Consider the following 17,585-nt stretch of genomic DNA (forward strand, 5'->3'; position numbering starts at 1 on the left):
CATGACCGAATCAGCGACGTTCGCCGATTCAGGCTTTGTTCCATACTAGGGATTGTATCTTAATGGCTCTTAACCACAAGGCGGAACCATCGCCGCCGCCTCATGCCGCGCCCGCGGCGCGCAGGGGCTTCCCTGACGCCGCAACCTCCTTTAGGCAGACGCGCGTGGCCCCGTAGCTCAGCTGCATAGAGCAAGGCTTTCCTAAAGCCGAGGTCGGAGGTTGGAGTCCTCCCGGGGTCGCCATCGCTTTGAGTCGCAAACACCTTAGGGTTCGCGACCAGAGGCGGCCAACTTTCTGGCGGATGCTTCGGGTGCTCACGGAATCGGGTCGTCATCTTTCATGCGAGTCGGCGCCGGCTTTAGTTCAGGGCGCGGCATTTGGATTTGGCGTCGTTTATCGATGGGCTGTCGATCATGCAGGTGATGTATTTTCTGCCGTCGGTGAGGATGAACGAAAACGAGTTCTCGTTGTTCTGAAACATCTCGGTCTGGTCGTTGCTGTAGGCGACGATCCTCCATCCGGCGTCCAAGAGTTCGGTCATCGACTGGGGTACGGGTGTCCATTCGGTGGCGCGCTCATGAAGATCAGCGCGGGGTCTTTAGCGTGATTGGGCTTCTGCGATCGTGGGCGTGATTGCCGGGAACGCGAGAAGCAGGCCGAGTTTTCTCATTAATTTCGTCCTTGAGGATCAATCAGACCGACCCTTGTTGACTAATTGAGCGCCGTAAAGATCTTGGCGGCCTTCGTTTCCAGTGCCGCAAAGAGCATGGAGCAGAGGTGTTGACCTTCCCTTGATGGGAAGGTTTACAGGTGTCGTCGTCAAAGGTTTACGAGGACGACGTCATGGCCGCCGAAGGCTTGAGAACACTGGATCTGCCTGTCCTGGGCATGACCTGCGCCAGCTGCGTAGGGCGCGTCGAAAAGGCCATCCGCGCCGTGCCGGGCGTGACGGAGGCCCAGGTCAATCTGGCCGCCGAGCGCGCTCACGTCGCCTTGTCGAGCGAGGGTTCCGCCGCCGCCGTCGCGGCCGCTATCAAGAGCGCCGGCTATGAACCGATGGAGGAAGAGGTCGTCTATCCCGTGCGGGAGATGACCTGCGCCTCCTGTGTCGGCCGCGTGGAAAAGGCGCTGGCCGCCGTGCCGGGCGTGCTGTCGGCCAGCGTCAATCTGGCGACCGAGCGGGCGACGGTGCGCTTCCTGTCGGGGGCGACGACGTTCCAGGATCTGGCCGCCGCCGTCGAACAGGCCGGCTATGTGCTGGAGGCGCCCGAGGACGCCGGGCCGGACGCCAGCGACCGCGAACAGGCCGCCCGTGACGCCGAGATCAGGAAGCTGGGCCGCGCGGTGCTGATCGCGGGCGCGGCGACCCTGCCGCTGTTCGTGCTGGAGATGGGCTCGCACTTCGTGCCGGGGATGCACCACTGGGTCAGTGAGACCATCGGCGCCTTCAACTGGAAGGTCATCAGCTTCGTGCTGGCGACCTTCGTCCTGTTCGTTCCGGGGATCATCTTTTATCGCAAGGGCGTGCCCGCCCTGCTGCGCTGGGCGCCGGACATGAACTCCCTCGTCGTGTTGGGCGCGACGGCGGCCTGGGCCTTCTCGACGGTGGCGACGTTTGCGCCGCAGTGGCTGCCCGCGGGTACGGCCAACATCTATTTCGAGGCGGCGGCGGTGATCGTCACCCTGATCCTGGTCGGGCGCTGGATCGAGGCGCGGGCCAAGGGCCGAACGGGCCAGGCGATCCGTCGTCTGATGTCGCTTCAGGCCAAGACCGCGCGCGTGGTGCGTGACGGCGTCGAGCAGGACGTGGCCGTCGATGCGGTCAAGGTCGGCGACGTGGTCGTGGTGCGCCCCGGCGAGCGGGTTCCGGTCGACGGCGTGGTCACGAACGGCGCCTCCTTCGTCGATGAATCCATGCTGACGGGCGAGCCGATCCCGGTCGAGAAGACCGCCGGGGCTGAGGTCACGGGCGGCACGCTGAACACCACGGGCGCCTTCCACTTCGAGGCGCGTCAGGTCGGCTCGCAGACCGTGCTGGCCCAGATCGTCAAGATGGTCGAGGCGGCGCAAGGGGCCAAGCTGCCGATCCAGGCGCTGGTGGACAAGGTGACGGGCTGGTTCGTGCCGGTGGTCATGGGCATCGCGGCCCTGACCTTCGCCGTGTGGTTCCTGTTCGGGCCGGACCCGGCGCTGGGCATGGCCCTGGTCGCGACCGTGGCCGTGCTGATCATCGCCTGTCCGTGCGCCATGGGTCTGGCGACGCCGACCTCCATCATGGTGGGCGTGGGTCGCGCGGCGGAGCTGGGCGTGCTGTTCCGCAAGGGCGAGGCGCTTCAGGCCCTGCAGGGCGTTGACGTGGTCGCCTTCGACAAGACCGGCACCCTGACCGAGGGCAAGCCGACCCTGACCGATCTGGTCACGGCCGAGGGCTTTGACGAGACGACGGTGCTGGCCCAGGTGGCGGCGCTGGAGATCCGCTCCGAACATCCGGTGGCCCGCGCCCTGGTCGCCGCCGCCGAGGCGCGCGGCGTGACGGTGGTCGAACCGCAGGACTTCGCCTCCATCCCCGGCAAGGGGGTGACGGGCCTGGTCGACGGGGCGCGCGTCGCCGTCGGCGCCGACCGCTACATGGCCGAGCTGGGCTGCGACGTGGCCGTGTTCGCCGAGGCGGCGGCCCGTCTGGGCGACGAGGGCAAGACGCCGCTCTACGCCGCCGTGGACGGTCGACTGGCCGCCATCATCGCCGTGGCCGACCCGGTCAAGGCGACGACGGCCGAGGCCATCGCCGCCCTGCACGAGCTGGGGCTGAAGGTGGCGGTCATCAGCGGCGACAACCGCCGCACCGCCGCCGCCGTCGCGCGTCGTCTGGGCATCGATGAAGTCCACGCCGAGGTCATGCCGGACGGCAAGGTGGCGGTGATCGAGGCGCTGAAGGCGGGCGGGCGCAGGGTCGCCTTCGTCGGCGACGGGGTGAACGACGCCCCGGCCCTGGCGGCGGCGGACGTGGGTCTGGCGGTCGGCGGCGGCTCGGACGTGGCGATCGAGAGCGCGGACGTGGTCCTGACGGGCGGCGACCTGCGCGGCGCGGTCAGCGCCATCGGCCTGTCGCGGGCGACGATGAACAACATCCGCCAGAACCTGGCCTGGGCCTTCGGCTACAACGTCCTGCTGATCCCGGTGGCGGCGGGGGTGCTGTATCCTGTCTTCGGTCTGATGCTGTCGCCCATGCTGGCGGCGGGGGCGATGGCCCTGTCCAGCGTCAGCGTGGTGCTGAACGCCCTGCGCCTGCGGGCTTTCAAACCCCATATCGGTTCCAACAGCGTGAAGGGAGCCGCGTGATGAACATCGGCAAGGCTGCACAGGCGACCGGGGTCACGGCCAAGATGATCCGCTACTATGAGGCGCAAGGGCTGATCCGACCGGCGGATCGGACCGACGGCAACTATCGCGATTTCAGCGACCGCGACCTGAACGACCTGCGCTTCATCCGCCGGGCGCGGGGGCTGGGTTTCTCGATCGAGGAGATCAGCCGCCTGCTGTCGCTGTGGCGCGACGACTCGCGGCCCAGCCGCGAGGTCAAGGCGATGGCACAGAAGCACCTGGTCGATCTGGACGCGCGCATCCTCGAGATGCGCGAAATGGCCGATACCCTGCGTCATCTGGCCAACTGCTGCGCCGGGGACGAGCGGCCGGACTGCCCGATCCTGTCCGACCTGGCGGGCGATCCGTCGCAGGGCGCGAACGATGCGCCCGCTTGACCTTCCCATGACGGCAAGGGGTTCAATGAACCGTCGCGTATCAAGAAAAGGAGCATCGTCATGATCTCGCTCAACATCCCGAAAATCCGCTGCGGCGGTTGCGTCGCTTCGGTCGAGAAGGCCGTCCTGTCCGTCGATCCGGCGGCCGGGATCACGGCCGACATTCCGGCGCGCCGGGTCGAGGTCGAGACGACGGCGTCCCCTCAATCCCTGGCCGACGCCCTGGCGGCGGCCGGCTATCCCGTTCAGGAGAACTGAAGATGAAGATGCCTGTTAAGATGGCGGCGATCGCTATCGGGGCGCTGGCTGTCGGCGGCGGCGTGTTCCTGGCCGAGGGCTTCGCCCGGCCCGCCGAGGCGGCCGAGATGACTGTCTACAAGAGCGATTCCTGCGGCTGCTGCGGCGGTTGGGTCGATCACATCCGGCGCTCGGGCATTGAGGTGAATGTGGTCGCGACCGACGACCTGGCGCCGGTCAAGCAGCGTCTGGACGTGCCGCAGTCGCTGTGGGGCTGCCATACGGCCGTGATCGACGGCAAGGTGATCGAGGGCCACGTCCCGGCGGCGGGCGTGAAGGCCTTCCTGAAAAAGCCCGGTCAGGCGCGCGGCATCGGCGTGGGCGGCATGCCGACCGGCTCGCCCGGCATGGAGGCGCCCGGCTATGCGCCCGAACGCTATGACGTCATGACCTTCGGCGAGGGCGCGCCGGCGCGCTTCATGACTTTCGTCGGCGCTGATCCGGCCTGATCTGGCCCCTGATAGGCTGAAAAGACGACGGCGGCGCCCCTTGCGGGACGCCGCCGTTTCTCGTTCCGGCCGGGGCAGGAGGCCGGAGCGAAAGCCTTCAGCCGTTAGGCCAGAACCATGATGGCGACGCGGCGGTTTTGCGCGCGGCCCTCACGGGTGTTGTTCGGCGCGACCGGCTTGGCGGCGCCGTAGGAGATGGTCGCCATGCGATTCAGGGCGATGCCCTGATCGCTCAGGAAGCGACGCACCGCTTCGGCGCGTTCCTGGCCCAGACGCTCGTTGATCTGGTCATTGCCGGTCGAGTCGGTGTGGCCCTGGATTTCCAGATAGACGTTGGCGTTCTCGGCGCGCAGTCGCTGAACCAGTTCGGCCAGACGCTGCTCGGCTTCCGGCGACAACTCGGTGTGGTTGACCGGAAACTTCACCGAGTCGTCCGACAGCACGACTTCGTACAGGAACTTGCCCTGGGCCAGTTTGTGCGCGGCGTTGGCGCGGGCCAGGGCTTCGCCCGCTGTGCCTTCAACCTGAGTGACGTGCGCGTCGACGCCGTCGACGCGCTCATTCACGACCTGCACGTTGTCGCGGACGAACCGGTGGCTGGCGCAGCCGCTGACGGCGATGCCGAGAACGGCGACGGCGCCGATGACAGCGGTCCTAGATGCCAATTTGATCAAATTCAGTCTCCTTCGTGCCCGGCCCAACTCCGGGGGATGTTACGCGCCGCACCGGTGTCGGTTGCAAAACGGCGGAGCAAAGACGCGCGAAGAAGTGAAAAGGTTCAGCTTGACTGTAAAAAAATTTCAACAATCTACGTTTTGCTGTTTTGGGTCGATTTATGGTCTGGCTTGTTGGCGCCATTTTCCTGACGTGCTGGGATGGTCATTGTCGAATATCAAAGGGCGAGGAGAATCTATTGATAGCTTTGGTGTTTGGGGGCGACCAAAACTACAAGTCCCATGACGGCAAGGCTTGGGGAGTTTCGGGGTGAAGCCGGGGCCTCGTCGCCATCGGAACAAGGCCGGCCCGATCCTGGGCAGCTTGATCGCGCACGGTTTGATCCTGGCGCTGATCATTGCTGCGCCGGTTGAACGACCGCCGGAGGCTCCGGTTCCGCCGGTGATCGAGGTGATGCTGGTCGAACCGCCGCCCCCACCGCCGCCGCCTTCGGAACCTGCGCCGGGCGACGCGCCTGCAGGCGGCTCGGAGCCTGCGCCGGCGCCCAAGCCGGAACCGGCGCCCGCCGCGCCTGCGCCCGTTCCCGCCCAAACGCCCGAGAAGGCGCGGCGCACCGCGCCGACGCCGCCGACCCCGCGGCCCAGCCGTCCGACGCTGCGCCCGGCGACGGTCGAGCCTCTGCCCATCTCCGCGCCGGAGCCCAGCGTCTCCTTCGTCCTTCTGGGCGAGGGGGCCCTGAGCGGCGCCCTGACCGCAGGACAGGGCTCAGGCGGGGGCGGCGGCGCAGGGGCGGGCGTCGGCGGCGGCAGCGGCGGCGGGTCCGGTTCGGGCGTGGGCGGCGGCTCGGGCCAGGGCTGCGACATGGTCAAGCGCATCCAGGACGCCCTGCGCAACGACGCGCGCATCAACGCCGCCATCGGCCAGGCCTATCGCACTTCAGGCGCTTCGGGCCGCGCCATCCTGATGTGGAACGGCGACTGGCTGCAAAGCCCCGGCGAAGAGGGCAAGGGCCTGGCCGGGGTGCGTCAGGCCATCGCCGTGACGGTCGGCTTCTCGTCGCGCGCCTGCAAGGCCGAGACGGTCAACGGCTATGTGCTGCTGACGCTCAGCGACCAGCCAGGCGCGCCGCGCGTGGCGCTGGGCGGCGGGCGCTGGCGCTGGTCGGACCTGCTGTCGCTCTAGGCGCCGAAGGCCAGGCCCAAGGGACCGTAGAGCCAGGTCAGCCAGGCCCCGACGGCCAGGAAGACGCCGAACGGCAGGCGGTCGGTGGAGGCCACGGGACGGCGCAGCACGAGCTTGGCCGCCACCAGGCTGAGGCCGGTCAGCGACGCCCACAGCAGCACGCTGGGCAGGCCCATCCACCCGACCCAGGCGCCGATCGCGCCCAGCAGGAACGGGTCGCCCCCGCCCAGACCGTCGCGTCCGCGCAGGCGCTTGTAGAGGAAGGCCAGCAGCCACAACCCGCCGAAACCGGCGGCCGCCCCGATCAGGGGCGTCTTCAGCGGCCCGATCAGCGACCACTTCAGTCCGCTCTGGATGTTCGCCGGGTCCAGGGCCACAGCGGCGAACAGGCCGCTGAGGAACAGCGGCAGGGTCAGGGCGTCAGGCAGCCAGAAATGCTCGGCGTCGATCACGGCGATCAGCAGAAGCTGCCAGCCCAGAACGGCCCCGGCCAGGGCCCAGGCCGGATCGGGAAAGCACAGGGCCGCCCAGACGCCGACGGCGCCGGACGCCAGCTCGATCAGGGGATAGCGCAGGGGAATGACGGCGCCGCAGTCGCTGCACTTGCCGCGCGACAACGCCCAACTGACCACCGGGATCATCCGCCAAGGCTTGAGCGGGCGCCCGCAACCGCCGCACCGCGAGCGGCTGACCACGATGTCCTCGCCGCGCGGCAGGCGCAGGCTGACCAGGCTCAGGAAGCTGCCGACGATCAGCCCCAGCCCGCCCATCAGTAGCGCCAGCATCATGTTTTCGTCCCATGGTCTGTTTTCGGAAGGAGTGTGGCGCGGGGAGCGCAGAATGGCGCCATCATTTGCCTTGCTCGCCTTGGTTGTGACTCTCTATCGAGAGAAGAGAGCGGCTAGACTGGACGGACGCCGTTCTGAACGGATAGTCGGATTCTGTGCCCATGAACGCGAAGATCGACAAGCTGACGCCGCGCGAACGGGAAATCCTCCTGCTCGTGTCGCATCGCCTTGGCGACAAGGAGATCGCGCAGCAACTCGGTCTGTCGCCACGCACCGTTCAGAACCATCTGCATCGCGCCTATGAAAAGCTGGGCGTTTCCGACCGTCTCCAGGCCGCGCGCGTGTTGAGTAATTCCTACTCAGGGGGATCATTCCCCCTGTCGCCGTCCCCCGTCGTATCGGCAGAAGGGGGCGTCCTCGCAGGGTCTTCGGAAGATGTCGAGGGCGGGAGAACGCCGTGGCCGACACCTTTCTATCGGTCGTATGCGAGCCTCAGAACCTGGCGCCGGCCGCGCAAGATCGGCGGCTCCGTCTTGTGGCTGATCGTGGGCTGGGCTTTCGCCTGGATCCTGATCGCCGTGGTTGCGGCCACTCTGATGCGTCCCGTCCTGGAGATGATCCACGCTCTGCGCTGACGCTCTTTGCTGGTGGAGAAGCGCATGACTGACGGGAAATAACGGCTTGGCGCTTGGATAGGCTGGTCAGCCGGAGGCTTTGATGGACTTGGTTCAATTGGCTTTGCTGTTCCTCGGTTTCGTGGGGCTGGGCCTTTTGTTGTGGCGTGGCGGTCCTGGCGATCGCGCGGCTGCCGCCGTCATGCTGATGACCTTGGCCGCTTCCTATGTCGTCGAGGATTTGACGTGGAACGGGCTCTATCTCGGCCTGATGATCGTCGATGGCCTGGCTTTCGTGGCGCTGTGGCTGATTGCCGAGCGCGCGGGTCGCTGGTGGATCGTCCTGGCGTCCGCGTTCCAGCTTGTCGGCGTCCTGGCCTACTGCGCTCCGCTCCTGTCGTCGGAGCCTCTGGCATGGGCGCTTTTCACGCTGATTTGGGGCCTGTGGTTCCTGATCGTGCTCACATTCTTCTTTGGCGTCTGGGAGGTCGAGGCCGACCGGCGCTTCGCCCTGGGGGGGCGAGATGGCTCAACAATGGACGATGGAGGCCGCGCGCGCGCTGCTCCGTCAATGGAATGACAATCGGCTGGAGGTCTCGGTCCGCGAGGGGGGGCTGACAGCCGAACTGGGGGCGCTTGAGGTCTGGTTGCTGGAACAGCGACCGGAGACCTTGGCTGAGGCCGAGCGCCTTCTGGATTTGATCACATCGCATCAAAGCGGCGGCGGGCGCGGGTTGGAGCAACTGTGTCGCATCGGCGGCGGCGTGCGCAACGACGTGGCCCCGCATCGCAGCCGGGTGGAGCATAGCTTCGCGCCGCGCGCTTCGGGACCGCTGGCCGGGCGGGCCTGAAAGTCATCGTTTGATGATCGTCGGTCGGGGTTCCGCCCCGCCGACGGGGCTGTTACATCCGCTGACAGTCCGCGACGAAGCCTTGCGCCGTCGCTCCGCCAAGCGGTTTTTCCTCCCATGATTTCTGCTGTTCGCGCCGCGTCTCTCGCGTCCGCCTCCTTGTCCGTGCTCGCTTTCGCCGCGCCCGTCATGGCCGAGGCGGCCATTGACGAAGGACCGACCCAGGTGTCCGAGATCGTGGTGACGGCTGAACGGCGCGAGGCGCCGCTGGCGGCGACGCCCCTGTCGCTGACGGTGGCCGCACAGCCCCTGCTGGACGATATCGGCGTGCGCGACATCAAGGATCTGCAGATCCTGGCGCCGGGGCTGATCGTGGCCTCGACCTCGAACCAGACCTTCACCACCGCGCGTATCCGCGGCGTCGGCACTGTGGGCGACAATCCGGGTGTGGAAAGCTCGGTCGGCGTCATGATCGACGGCGTCTATCGCCCGCGCAACGGCGCGGCCCTGGGCGATCTGGGCGAGGTCGAGCGCATCGAGGTGCTGAAGGGCCCGCAGGCGACCCTGTTCGGCAAGAACACCTCGGCCGGCGTCATCAACGTCGTCACCGCCGCCCCCTCGTTCGACGCGGGCATGGCGGGCGAGGCGACCTTCGGCGACTATGGAACGCACGGCGGTTCGGTCTCCCTGACCGGCCCGATCGTGGACGAGGTTCTGGCCGGGCGGTTGTATGTCGCCGCGCGTCGCCGCGACGGCCTCTATGACGTGAATACCGGGGAGGGGCCGCGCACCTCGACCGACGATCAGACCGAGAATTACGACACCGTGCGCGGTCAGTTGCTGTGGCGCGCCACGCCGAACCTGACCGCCCGCCTGACCGCCGACTGGACCGAGCGGGACGAACGCTGCTGCGTCGGCGTGCAACTGGTGACCGGCGCGACGGCGCCTCTGCTGGCGACCTTCGCGCCCGACGGCGGCGTGGCGGCGACACCGAAGCCGTGGGATCGCGTGGCCTATTCCAACCGCGACACCAACACCCGCATCCGCGACAAGGGCCTGGCCCTGCACCTGAGCGCCGATCTGGGCTGGGCGAGGCTGGAGAGCACTTCGGCGGTGCGCGACTGGCGCGGCGTCATCAGCCAGGACTGGGACTTCACCTCGGCCGATCTGGCCTATCGCCCGGACGACGGCAACTGGTCGAACCGCTTCCGCACCCTGACGCAGGAGTTCCGTCTGTCGGGTCAGCGCGGAAAGCTGGACTGGTCGGCGGGCGCCTTCTTCGCCGATGAGAAGCTGACCCGTCGCGACAGCCTGTTCTACGGCGCCGATTACGAAGGCTATGTCAGCCGCCTGCTGTCGCGCTCGGCGTCGAACCCGCTGGGCGACCCGGCCTTCGTGTCGAGCGTCACGGGGCTTCCCGTCGGCCAAAGCTTCGTCGAGGGCGAGGGCCAGCTGGACCGCTATTGGCAGACGGCTCGCAGCGCCGCCCTGTTCGGCCAGGTCTCCTACGCCGTGACCGGCCGCCTGACCCTGACCGGGGGCCTGCGCCGTACCCATGAGACCAAGGAGATGACGGCCGCCTATCACAACACCGACGGCGGCCGGGCCTGCGCGGCGGCGCTGGCCAACGGCGTCAGCAACGCTATCCTGTGCCTGCCGTGGTCGAACCCGGCCTTCAACGGCCTGAGCCAGTCCGAGACCGTCAAGGACGAGGCCTGGACCGGCATGGCCCGCGCCGAGTTCAAGGCGACCGAGGGCGTGCGCCTCTACGCCTCCTGGTCGCGAGGGCGCAAGAACGGCGGCTTCAACCTGGATCGCGGGCAGACCAATCTGGTCCCCGACGCCTCGCGCGCCTTCCCGGCCGAGAGCGCCGACGCCTTCGAGGCGGGGATCAAGAGCGTGATGCTGGACCGGCGCCTGCTGGTCTCGGCCGCCGCCTTCCGCCAGACCTATGACGACTTCCAGCTGAACACCTTCCTGGGCACGACCTTCCTGGTCCGCTCAATCCCCGAGGTGCGGGCCAAGGGCGTCGAGGCGGACTTCATGTTCCTGCCGTTCGAGGGGCTGTCGCTGCAGGGCGGCCTGACCTACGCCCAGACGGAATACGGCGACGACGCCGTGCCGGGCCTGCCGCTGCTGGCGGGCAAGCGGATGAATTTCGCGCCCCTGTGGAGCGGATCTCTGGCCGGAACCTATGAGCGGCCGGTGGCGGCGGGGCTGACGGGCCGCGTCACCCTGGCGGCCAAATATTCGTCGGAATACAACACCGGCTCGGACCTAGACCCGGCCAAGAGCCAGCCGGGCTTCTGGCTGGTCGACGGCCGCGTCGCGCTAGCTCGCGACGACGCCTGGAGCGTCGAGCTGTGGGGCCGCAACCTGTTCGATCAGGACTATCGCCAGGTGGCCTTCGGCGCGCCGTTCCAGACGGGGACGCTGGGCGCCTTCCTGGGGGCGCCGCGCACGGTGGGCGTGACCCTCCGGGTGGTGCGATAGACGTCTTTATTTCAGGGAGACAGCAGGCTGGCGATCCCTCCCTCTCCCGGAGGGGGAGAAGGATGAAGGGGAAGCAAGAGCGACGAGAACGTCAGTCCTTGTCGCGGGCGGCGGCCTTGGCGGCGCGTTCGGCCTGACCGCGCCAGCCGTAGCCTTCGCCGTGCTTGCCGACGCTGACGAAGACGGCTTCCTCGGCCTTGTGGAAATACTGCTCGGCCACCATCCAGCCCTTGAAGGGCCGCAGCACCCACAGGCACATGGCCGCCAGGATCGGGAAGGTCACGACGAAGTGGACCCAGATCGGCGGGTGCACGGTGAACTCGAAGATCATGAAGGCGATCATGCCGACAACGCCGACCGCGCACATGACAAAGAAGGCCGGGCCGTCCGCCGGATCGGCGAAGCTGTAATCCAGGCCGCACTTCGGGCAGGACTCGCGCAGGCTGAGATAGCCCTTGAACACCGGGCCCTCGCCGCAGCGGGGGCAGCGGGCGCGCAGGCCGGTCTTGAGCGGGCTCAACGGGGGATAGGCAGGGTCGGACACGAGGCTGTTCCTGAAAAGAACGATGGCTGATGGTTTCGGCCTTCGGGCGCCCGGACGCAAGCGGGTGTTTTGTCCTATCCACGTGGGAAGGTTGGCGGGCAGAGCTTTGTTTTCCGCGATTTAAGCCCCGTTAACCGCGATTAAAGCCCTTCGCGCGAGCATGCGCGCGATATGTCCGGGGCCACCGCCAAGAAGCGCGTTCTGCAGACGACCGTGGCGGCCGCCGCGGCGGGCGTCGTCGTCTTCGCGCCCCTGGCGCCGGCGCCGTCGCTGGCCCAAGGGCAGTCTCAGGCGGGCGCGCCGGTCGAGATCCGCATCGGCGCCAACGCCGGCTTCACCAAGATCGAGTTCGCCGGGGTCGTGGGATCGCGCGCGCGGGTGCGCCAGGACGGCCGCACCGTCGTCGTCCGCATCGGCACGACCGCCGCCCCCGACGTCAGCCGCCTGCGCGTCGATCCGCCCAAGGGGCTGGAGAAGATCGAGACCCGCGCCGCCCAGGGGGCGACCGAACTGATCCTGACCCTGGCCGAAGGCGCGGGCGCGACCAGCGGGACCGCCGACGGCGCCGTCTGGCTGAACCTGTATGCGCCGGGCGCGCGGGCGGACGGCTCGCGACCCTCGCCCGTGCCGATCGGCGGGGCGGTGCCGGTGGCGGCCGAGGTCAAGGGCCAGCAGACGGTGATGCGTTTCGCCTGGAACGGCCCGGTCGGCGCCGCCGTCTTCCGACGCGGCGAGGCGGTCTGGGCCGTCTTCGACCACGCCGCCCGCATGGAGATGAAGGGCGAGGGGCTGAACGGCGCCCGCTGGGCCGCCGGACCCGACTTCACCGCCGTGCGCATTCCGGTCGAGCCGGGCCAGGCCGTGGCCGCCCGCGCCGAAGGCTCGACCTGGGTCGTGACCATCGGCGGAACCGCGCCCTCGCCCAGCGGCGTGGACATCGAGCGTGACGACGCGGTCAAGGCGTCGTTGACCGCGCGCATGGCCGGGGCGACCCGCACCGTCTGGCTGACCGATCCGATGATCGGCGATCGCTTCGCCGCCGTCACCGCCCTGGCCCCCGGCAAGGGACTGAAGACCGCACGCCGCACGGTGGACGCGGGCTTCCTGCCCACCGCCCACGGCCTGGCGATCGAGACGCCGACCGACGATCTGAGCGTCACGGCCGACGGCGACCTGGTGACCGTCACGCGCCCGCGCGGCCTGACCCTGTCCTCGCCCACGGCGGGGTTGGAGGCGGCCGAAGAGGGAGGGGACGCCCCGCGCGCGGCGTCACGGCCGGCCCTGATCCTAGCCGACTGGTCCGCCGATGCGGGCGAGGGCGGCTTCACCGCCCGTCACCGCGCCCTTCAGGACGCCGCCGAGCGTGAGAGCGGCCGCGCCGTCGAAGAGCCGCGCGCGCCCATCGAGGCGCGGCTGGCCTACGCCCGCTTCCTGGTCGGGCACGGTCTGGGGTTCGAGGCGGTCGGGGTGCTGAACGCCCTGATCAAGCAGACGCCCGCCATGCAGGGGGTGGCCGAGGTGCGCGGCTTGCGCGGCGCCGCCCGCGCCTCCATCGGCCGTTTCGCCGAGGCCGAGGCCGACTTCTCGTCCGGCGCCCTGGCCGGGGATCCCTCGACCAAGGTGTGGCAGGGCTATATCGCCGCCCAGCAGGGCGACTGGGCCAACGCCCGGCGACTGTTCGCGGCCGGCGCAGGCGTGGTCGACGGCTTCGCCCCCGAATGGCGCGCCCGCTTCGGCGCCGCCCACGCCATGGCGGCGGTCGAGACCGGCGACGCCGACGCCGCGCGCGAACTGCTGGCCTATGTCTTCAGCCAGCCGAACGTCTCGGCCCCGGACCAGCTGACCGCCCGCCTGGTGCAGGCGCGGCTGTTCGAACTGGATCAGAACCCCGATCGCGCCCTGGCGATCTACAAGGCGGTGGCGCGTGCGCCGCTGGACGGCATCGCCACGCCCGCGCGTCTGGGCGTCATCAAGCTGGAGATGGCCAAGGGGACGCTGAAGGCCGACGCGGCCGCCGCCCAGCTGGAGGCGCTGAAATGGCGCTGGCGCGGGGATGCGACCGAGCTGGCGGTGATCCGCACCCTGGGCGAGCTGTACCTGTCGCAGGGCCGCTATCGCGAGGCGCTGACCACGCTGAAGACGGCGGGGCCGAAGATCGTCACCCTGCCGGGCGGCGACCGGCTTCAGGCCGATCTGGACAACGCCTTCCGCGCCCTGTTCCTGGAAGGGGCGGCCGACGGATTGCAGCCGGTGCAGGCCCTGGCCCTGTTCTTCGACTTCCGCGAGCTGACGCCCGTCGGCGCCGACGGCGACGAGATGGTGCGGCGTCTGGCGCGGCGCCTGATCGACGTCGACCTGCTGGATCAGGCGGCGGAACTGCTGAAATACCAGGCGGAGAACCGACTGGACGGGGTGGCCAAGGCGCAGGTGTCGACCAATCTGGCCGCCGTCTATCTGATGAACCGCCAGCCGGAAGAGGCGCTGAAGGCCCTGTGGTCGTCGCGCACGACCCTGCTGCCGACGGCGATGAACCTTGAGCGCCGCGCGCTGGAGGCCCGCGCCCTGATGGAGCTGGGGCGCTACGACCATGCGCTGGAGGTGCTGGGCAAGGACGCCTCGCCCGCCGCGCGCGACGTGCGCGCCGACATCCTGTGGAAGCAGCAGCAGTGGGGGGCGGCGGCCGCCCTCTACGAACAACGCCTCGGCGACCGCTGGAAGGAGACGGCCGTGCCGCTCAGCGAGGTCGAGGAGACGCGCCTGATCCGTGCAGGCGCGGGCTATTCCCTGGCGCGCGACGCTGGGGCGTTGAACCGACTGTCGAAGAACTACGGCCGCTTCGCCGAGGGCGCGCGTTCGCCCGGCGCGATCCGGGTGGCGCTGGCGGGGCTGGACGGGGCCGACGGCTCGGGCCGCCCGCAGGACTTCGCCGCCCTCAGCGCCGGAGCCGACGCCTACGCCGGCTGGATCGCCCAGACCAAGGCCGAGTTCCGGGCCAAGAGCGGGGCGGGACAGTAGTCGCTCCACCTTTGCGGTTATCGAACTGCCCCAAATCCCGCTCATCCCGGCGGACGCCGGGATCCAGTGCTTTGGCTTCAAGCCTCTTCGCAAAAAGAGAGGAAATCACCAGTTCGGCGCTCTTACTGGATCCCGGCGTCCGCCGGGATGAGCGGAGAGGGAATGTCTGCGCCTAATAAAAAACCCCCCTCCCGACGGGAGAGGGGTCTTTTGCGTCTATCCCCGCGAGGGGGATCGAACGCGCCTGAAAGGCTTAGCCGTTGACGGCGTCCTTCAGAGGCTTCGACACGCGGAAGCGCACGGCCTTCGAGGCCGGGATCTTGATCGTCGCGCCCGTGGCCGGGTTGCGGCCTTCGCGCTCGGCGCGCTCGGCCGTGTCGAACACGCCCAGGTTCGAGATGCGAACGTCGTCGCCGCCCTTCAGGGCCTTGTGGATGTTCTCGACAATGGCGGTCAGCACCTTGCCGGCGTCAGCTTGCGACACGCCCGCGTCTTTGGCGACGGCGGCGATCAGTTCAGCTTGAGTGGTCATGAGGGTATTTTCCCGATGGTGGTCGCCCGGAAAGAAGCGCCGGACGAGGACCGGGGGATCAACGACGGTTTTGGGGAGCTTGGCAAGCCCGCATCAGCGCGCAGGCCTTGCAGGCTGGGGATTTATCCGGTTCCGGAGGCTCTCTGGAAGCTCTCGACCAGGCTTCCGGCGACCAGTCGCCACCCGTCCACCAGCACGAAGAATATCAGCTTGAACGGCAGGCTGACCACCACCGGCGGCAGCATCATCATACCCATGGACATGAGCACGCTGGCGACCACCAGATCGATCACAAGGAACGGAACGAAAAGAAGAAATCCGATAGTGAAGGCGGTCTTCAACTCACTGATCATGAAGGCCGGCGTGACCACCCGCAGGGGCAGATCCTGCACGTCCGCCGGGGCCTCCACACGCGACAGGCGAGTGAACAACGCCAGGTCGTCCGGCTTCACCTGGGCCAGCATGAAGGTTTTTACCGGTTCGGACGCCGCATCGAAGGCCTGAGGCAGCTCCATCTGCTGATCCATCAGCGGTCGGATGCCCGAATCATAGGCGTCCTGCCACGTCGGACCCATGACGATGGCGCTCAGAAACAGGGCCAGGGACACCAGGACGGCGTTCGGCGGCGACTGCTGCATCCCCAGCGCGGTGCGCAGCAGGGACAGCACCACGACGATTCGTACGAAGCTGGTGGTCATGATGACGATGGACGGCGCCAGCGATAGCACCGTCATCAGCCCGACCAACTGCACCACGCGCTGCGTCAGGCCGGCGCCGCTGCCCAGGTCGATGTTGATGGCAGAGCCGCCCTGCGCCGCCTCTTGCGCCAGGGCGCCCAGCGGCCAGATCAGGCACAGGGCGGTGGTGATCAGCGACAGCAGGGCCGCGCGCTTCAGCTCGTCGCGGCTCGGCATGCCGAACAGGCTCTGTTTCTCCCTCGCCTTCATGGGGAGGGTGGTCGCGCAGCGACCGGGTGGGGAGGGCTTTACGCAACGCGCGGCGCTCGTCTTTGCGGTCGCCCCCACCCGGCCTCGCCCCTTCGGGCTCAGCCACCCTCCCCATGAAGGGGAGGGAGAGGCGTTGCGGCGGCCGATCATTTCACGCCTCCCGGCTGGCGGGGCTCGATCAGTTCGCGGCCTTCGCCCAGCAGGATCAGCCGTTCTTCGTCGTCGACGCGGATCAGCACCAGGCGGCGCGAGGGGTCCAGCACCAGGGTCTCGACCACCTTCATGCGCCGCACCTGGCCCTGCGGCCCCTGGAAGCGGGCCAGAATCTCGGGCGCATAGCGCCGCGCCGCCCAGGCGGCCAGGCCGATGATGCCCAGGGTGATGGCCAGGCCGAAGATCGCCCGGAACAGATCGAGGAAGTTCATGCGGATGCAGCCCCAGACGCATACGGCGGCGGCGCGCGGACGCGGCGCTTCGGGGGCATGTTTCAACGGACGTGGTTAACGGCGCGTTTAGGGATACGAGATATTAACCATGCAGGCGGCAAATTCTGCCGATCACCGTCCGAGGGATTCGCGTGTCCGTCACCGACCTGCCGCTGCTGAATCAGATCAAGGGCCGCCTGGGCTGGCTGGACGACCGCCAGCGCGTGATCGCCCAGAACGTCGCCAACTCCGACACGCCCGGCTATGTCGCCCGCGACCTGAAGACGCCGACCGACTTCGCCGAGGCGATGCGGACGGGCGGGGCCTTGCGCATGACGGCGACCAACGCCCGGCACATCTCGCCGCCCGGCCAGGCGGCGCGGTTCGAGGCGACCCGCGCCCCGGATTCCGAGACCACGCTGGACGGCAACTCGGTCGTGGTCGAGGAGCAGATGCTCAAGATGGCCGAGAGCCGCATGGCCTATGACGCCGCCATCGGCTTCTACCAGAAGTCGATGCAGATGATCCGCCTGGCCGCCAAGAAGCCCGCGGCCTGAGGAGGACTGAACCATGCCTGATCCGATCAACGGTCGTCCCGTCACCCCGCGCAACACCGCCATGGCCGTCGCCTCGACCGCGCTGAAGGCGCAGCAGTCGCGGATGCGCATCATCGCCGAGAACATCGCCAACGCGGAATCCACGGCCAACGTCGCGGGCGGCCAGCCCTATCGCCGCCAGACCCCGGTGTTCCAGGCTCGCAACGTCGACGGCGCGACCGGCGTGGTCCTGGCCGAGGTGCGGCCGGACCAGAGCGACTTCCGCATGGACTACGACCCCTCGCACCCGGCGGCGAACGCGGAAGGCTATGTCCAGCGGCCCAACGTCGACACCCTGGTCGAGGCCATGGACATGCGTGAGGCGCAGCGCGCCTATGAGGCCAACCTGAACGTCATCGAGACGGCGCGGAACATGGACTCCCGCACCCTCGACATCATCAAGAAGTAAGAGGGTCTA

19 protein-coding genes and 1 tRNA gene are annotated in these 17,585 nt (G+C 68.4%); 13 read left to right on the forward strand and 7 right to left on the reverse strand.

What is annotated here, in order from left to right; genetic code table 11:
• The first annotated feature begins 166 nt into the window (after window positions 1-166).
• A tRNA-Arg gene (locus AC3A3G_RS06410) sits at window positions 167-243 on the forward strand.
• Between the two features lie 116 nt (window positions 244-359).
• Here the strand turns inward: AC3A3G_RS06410 and AC3A3G_RS06415 are convergent.
• A complete protein-coding gene (locus tag AC3A3G_RS06415; protein ID WP_200215659.1) occupies window positions 360-542 on the reverse strand; it encodes a hypothetical protein in 183 nt (60 codons plus the stop codon).
• Window positions 543-844: 302 nt separating this feature from the next.
• Between AC3A3G_RS06415 and AC3A3G_RS06420 the strand changes: the two genes are divergently transcribed.
• Genes AC3A3G_RS06420 through AC3A3G_RS06435 form a run of 4 tightly spaced genes read left to right on the forward strand, consistent with a single transcriptional unit; the run spans window position 845 to window position 4,505 of the window.
• The gene (locus tag AC3A3G_RS06420) at window positions 845-3,340 is read left to right on the forward strand and encodes a heavy metal translocating P-type ATPase (RefSeq protein ID WP_487487800.1); all 2,496 of its coding nucleotides are present in this window, start codon (window positions 845-847) and stop codon (window positions 3,338-3,340) included.
• Window positions 3,340-3,759, forward strand: a complete 420-nt coding sequence (gene cueR / locus AC3A3G_RS06425) for a Cu(I)-responsive transcriptional regulator (RefSeq protein WP_200215662.1) — start codon at window positions 3,340-3,342, stop codon at window positions 3,757-3,759. Before AC3A3G_RS06420 ends, cueR begins: the two co-directional genes overlap by 1 nt.
• A 60-nt stretch (window positions 3,760-3,819) precedes the next feature.
• Window positions 3,820-4,017, forward strand: a complete 198-nt coding sequence (locus AC3A3G_RS06430; RefSeq protein WP_487487801.1) for a heavy-metal-associated domain-containing protein — start codon at window positions 3,820-3,822, stop codon at window positions 4,015-4,017.
• A 2-nt stretch (window positions 4,018-4,019) separates the two neighbouring features.
• Window positions 4,020-4,505, forward strand: coding sequence for a DUF411 domain-containing protein (locus tag AC3A3G_RS06435; protein ID WP_200167167.1), 486 nt, complete (start codon window positions 4,020-4,022; stop codon window positions 4,503-4,505).
• A 104-nt stretch (window positions 4,506-4,609) separates the two neighbouring features.
• Here the strand turns inward: AC3A3G_RS06435 and AC3A3G_RS06440 are convergent, their stop codons facing one another.
• A complete protein-coding gene (locus tag AC3A3G_RS06440; RefSeq protein WP_374759269.1) occupies window positions 4,610-5,170 on the reverse strand; it encodes an OmpA family protein in 561 nt (186 codons plus the stop codon).
• A gap of 319 nt (window positions 5,171-5,489) precedes the next feature.
• On the opposite strand from AC3A3G_RS06440, the gene AC3A3G_RS06445 reads away from it, so the two are divergent.
• Entirely contained in the window at window positions 5,490-6,362 is an 873-nt protein-coding gene (locus AC3A3G_RS06445; RefSeq protein WP_487487802.1) for a hypothetical protein, read from the forward strand.
• Here the strand turns inward: AC3A3G_RS06445 and AC3A3G_RS06450 are convergent.
• On the reverse strand, window positions 6,359-7,150 hold the full coding sequence (locus AC3A3G_RS06450; RefSeq protein WP_487487803.1) for a prepilin peptidase: 792 nt from the start codon (window positions 7,148-7,150) through the stop codon (window positions 6,359-6,361). The two genes, AC3A3G_RS06445 and AC3A3G_RS06450, sit on opposite strands and share 4 nt — an antisense overlap.
• Window positions 7,151-7,311: 161 nt before the next feature.
• Between AC3A3G_RS06450 and AC3A3G_RS06455 the strand changes: the two genes are divergently transcribed.
• From AC3A3G_RS06455 to AC3A3G_RS06470, 4 genes are all read left to right on the forward strand, one after another.
• The gene (locus AC3A3G_RS06455) at window positions 7,312-7,785 is read left to right on the forward strand and encodes a helix-turn-helix domain-containing protein (protein ID WP_200168180.1); all 474 of its coding nucleotides are present in this window, start codon (window positions 7,312-7,314) and stop codon (window positions 7,783-7,785) included.
• 82 nt (window positions 7,786-7,867) lie between these two features.
• Entirely contained in the window at window positions 7,868-8,344 is a 477-nt protein-coding gene (locus tag AC3A3G_RS06460; RefSeq protein WP_234287633.1) for a hypothetical protein, read from the forward strand.
• Window positions 8,289-8,615: a hypothetical protein gene (locus AC3A3G_RS06465; protein WP_234288793.1), complete on the forward strand. Its 327-nt coding sequence runs from the start codon at window positions 8,289-8,291 to the stop codon at window positions 8,613-8,615. Before AC3A3G_RS06460 ends, AC3A3G_RS06465 begins: the two co-directional genes overlap by 56 nt.
• Window positions 8,616-8,732: 117 nt before the next feature.
• Window positions 8,733-11,108, forward strand: a complete 2,376-nt coding sequence (locus AC3A3G_RS06470; RefSeq protein ID WP_487487804.1) for a TonB-dependent receptor — start codon at window positions 8,733-8,735, stop codon at window positions 11,106-11,108.
• Window positions 11,109-11,199: 91 nt separating this feature from the next.
• On the opposite strand, the gene AC3A3G_RS06475 is transcribed toward AC3A3G_RS06470, so the two are convergent.
• On the reverse strand, window positions 11,200-11,571 hold the full coding sequence (locus tag AC3A3G_RS06475; RefSeq protein WP_125902151.1) for a DUF983 domain-containing protein: 372 nt from the start codon (window positions 11,569-11,571) through the stop codon (window positions 11,200-11,202).
• A 252-nt stretch (window positions 11,572-11,823) separates the two neighbouring features.
• Here AC3A3G_RS06475 and AC3A3G_RS06480 point away from each other — a divergent pair, with 252 nt between their 5' ends.
• Window positions 11,824-14,667, forward strand: a complete 2,844-nt coding sequence (locus AC3A3G_RS06480; protein WP_487487805.1) for a tetratricopeptide repeat protein — start codon at window positions 11,824-11,826, stop codon at window positions 14,665-14,667.
• Between the two features lie 253 nt (window positions 14,668-14,920).
• Here the strand turns inward: AC3A3G_RS06480 and AC3A3G_RS06485 are convergent, their stop codons facing one another.
• The 3 genes from AC3A3G_RS06485 to AC3A3G_RS06495 all read right to left on the reverse strand — a co-directional run bounded on the left by AC3A3G_RS06485 (window position 14,921) and on the right by AC3A3G_RS06495 (window position 16,571).
• Complete coding sequence (locus AC3A3G_RS06485; RefSeq protein ID WP_200168177.1) at window positions 14,921-15,199, reverse strand: HU family DNA-binding protein; 279 nt, start codon at window positions 15,197-15,199, stop codon at window positions 14,921-14,923.
• Between the two features lie 122 nt (window positions 15,200-15,321).
• Window positions 15,322-16,113 carry a flagellar type III secretion system pore protein FliP gene (gene fliP / locus AC3A3G_RS06490; protein ID WP_088491630.1) on the reverse strand — a complete coding sequence of 264 codons (792 nt, stop codon included), beginning with the start codon at window positions 16,111-16,113 and terminating at the stop codon, window positions 15,322-15,324.
• A gap of 179 nt (window positions 16,114-16,292) precedes the next feature.
• Window positions 16,293-16,571, reverse strand: coding sequence for a FliO/MopB family protein (locus AC3A3G_RS06495; protein ID WP_046652103.1), 279 nt, complete (start codon window positions 16,569-16,571; stop codon window positions 16,293-16,295).
• Window positions 16,572-16,723: 152 nt separating this feature from the next.
• Here AC3A3G_RS06495 and flgB point away from each other — a divergent pair, with 152 nt between their 5' ends.
• On the forward strand, window positions 16,724-17,128 hold the full coding sequence (gene flgB, locus AC3A3G_RS06500; protein ID WP_200168175.1) for a flagellar basal body rod protein FlgB: 405 nt from the start codon (window positions 16,724-16,726) through the stop codon (window positions 17,126-17,128).
• Window positions 17,129-17,141: 13 nt separating this feature from the next.
• Window positions 17,142-17,576: a flagellar basal body rod protein FlgC gene (gene flgC, locus AC3A3G_RS06505; protein WP_487487806.1), complete on the forward strand. Its 435-nt coding sequence runs from the start codon at window positions 17,142-17,144 to the stop codon at window positions 17,574-17,576.
• Window positions 17,577-17,585: the final 9 nt, after the last annotated feature.

Source organism: Brevundimonas sp. Soil_N_31, from assembly GCF_057655995.1.

What these genes read in the sequence shown, in the direction of transcription:
- AC3A3G_RS06415 (WP_200215659.1), bottom strand. Translation starts at nt 542, where the DNA reads ATGACCGAACTCTTGGACGCCGGATGGAGGATCGTCGCCTACAGCAAC.
- AC3A3G_RS06420 (WP_487487800.1), top strand. Translation starts at nt 845, where the DNA reads ATGGCCGCCGAAGGCTTGAGAACACTGGATCTGCCTGTCCTGGGCATG.
- cueR (WP_200215662.1), top strand. Translation starts at nt 3,340, where the DNA reads ATGAACATCGGCAAGGCTGCACAGGCGACCGGGGTCACGGCCAAGATG.
- AC3A3G_RS06430 (WP_487487801.1), top strand. Translation starts at nt 3,820, where the DNA reads ATGATCTCGCTCAACATCCCGAAAATCCGCTGCGGCGGTTGCGTCGCT.
- AC3A3G_RS06435 (WP_200167167.1), top strand. Translation starts at nt 4,020, where the DNA reads ATGAAGATGCCTGTTAAGATGGCGGCGATCGCTATCGGGGCGCTGGCT.
- AC3A3G_RS06450 (WP_487487803.1), bottom strand. Translation starts at nt 7,150, where the DNA reads ATGATGCTGGCGCTACTGATGGGCGGGCTGGGGCTGATCGTCGGCAGC.
- AC3A3G_RS06455 (WP_200168180.1), top strand. Translation starts at nt 7,312, where the DNA reads ATGAACGCGAAGATCGACAAGCTGACGCCGCGCGAACGGGAAATCCTC.
- AC3A3G_RS06460 (WP_234287633.1), top strand. Translation starts at nt 7,868, where the DNA reads ATGGACTTGGTTCAATTGGCTTTGCTGTTCCTCGGTTTCGTGGGGCTG.
- AC3A3G_RS06465 (WP_234288793.1), top strand. Translation starts at nt 8,289, where the DNA reads ATGGCTCAACAATGGACGATGGAGGCCGCGCGCGCGCTGCTCCGTCAA.
- AC3A3G_RS06470 (WP_487487804.1), top strand. Translation starts at nt 8,733, where the DNA reads ATGATTTCTGCTGTTCGCGCCGCGTCTCTCGCGTCCGCCTCCTTGTCC.
- AC3A3G_RS06480 (WP_487487805.1), top strand. Translation starts at nt 11,824, where the DNA reads ATGTCCGGGGCCACCGCCAAGAAGCGCGTTCTGCAGACGACCGTGGCG.
- AC3A3G_RS06485 (WP_200168177.1), bottom strand. Translation starts at nt 15,199, where the DNA reads ATGACCACTCAAGCTGAACTGATCGCCGCCGTCGCCAAAGACGCGGGC.
- fliP (WP_088491630.1), bottom strand. Translation starts at nt 16,113, where the DNA reads ATGCCGAGCCGCGACGAGCTGAAGCGCGCGGCCCTGCTGTCGCTGATC.
- AC3A3G_RS06495 (WP_046652103.1), bottom strand. Translation starts at nt 16,571, where the DNA reads ATGAACTTCCTCGATCTGTTCCGGGCGATCTTCGGCCTGGCCATCACC.
- flgC (WP_487487806.1), top strand. Translation starts at nt 17,142, where the DNA reads ATGCCTGATCCGATCAACGGTCGTCCCGTCACCCCGCGCAACACCGCC.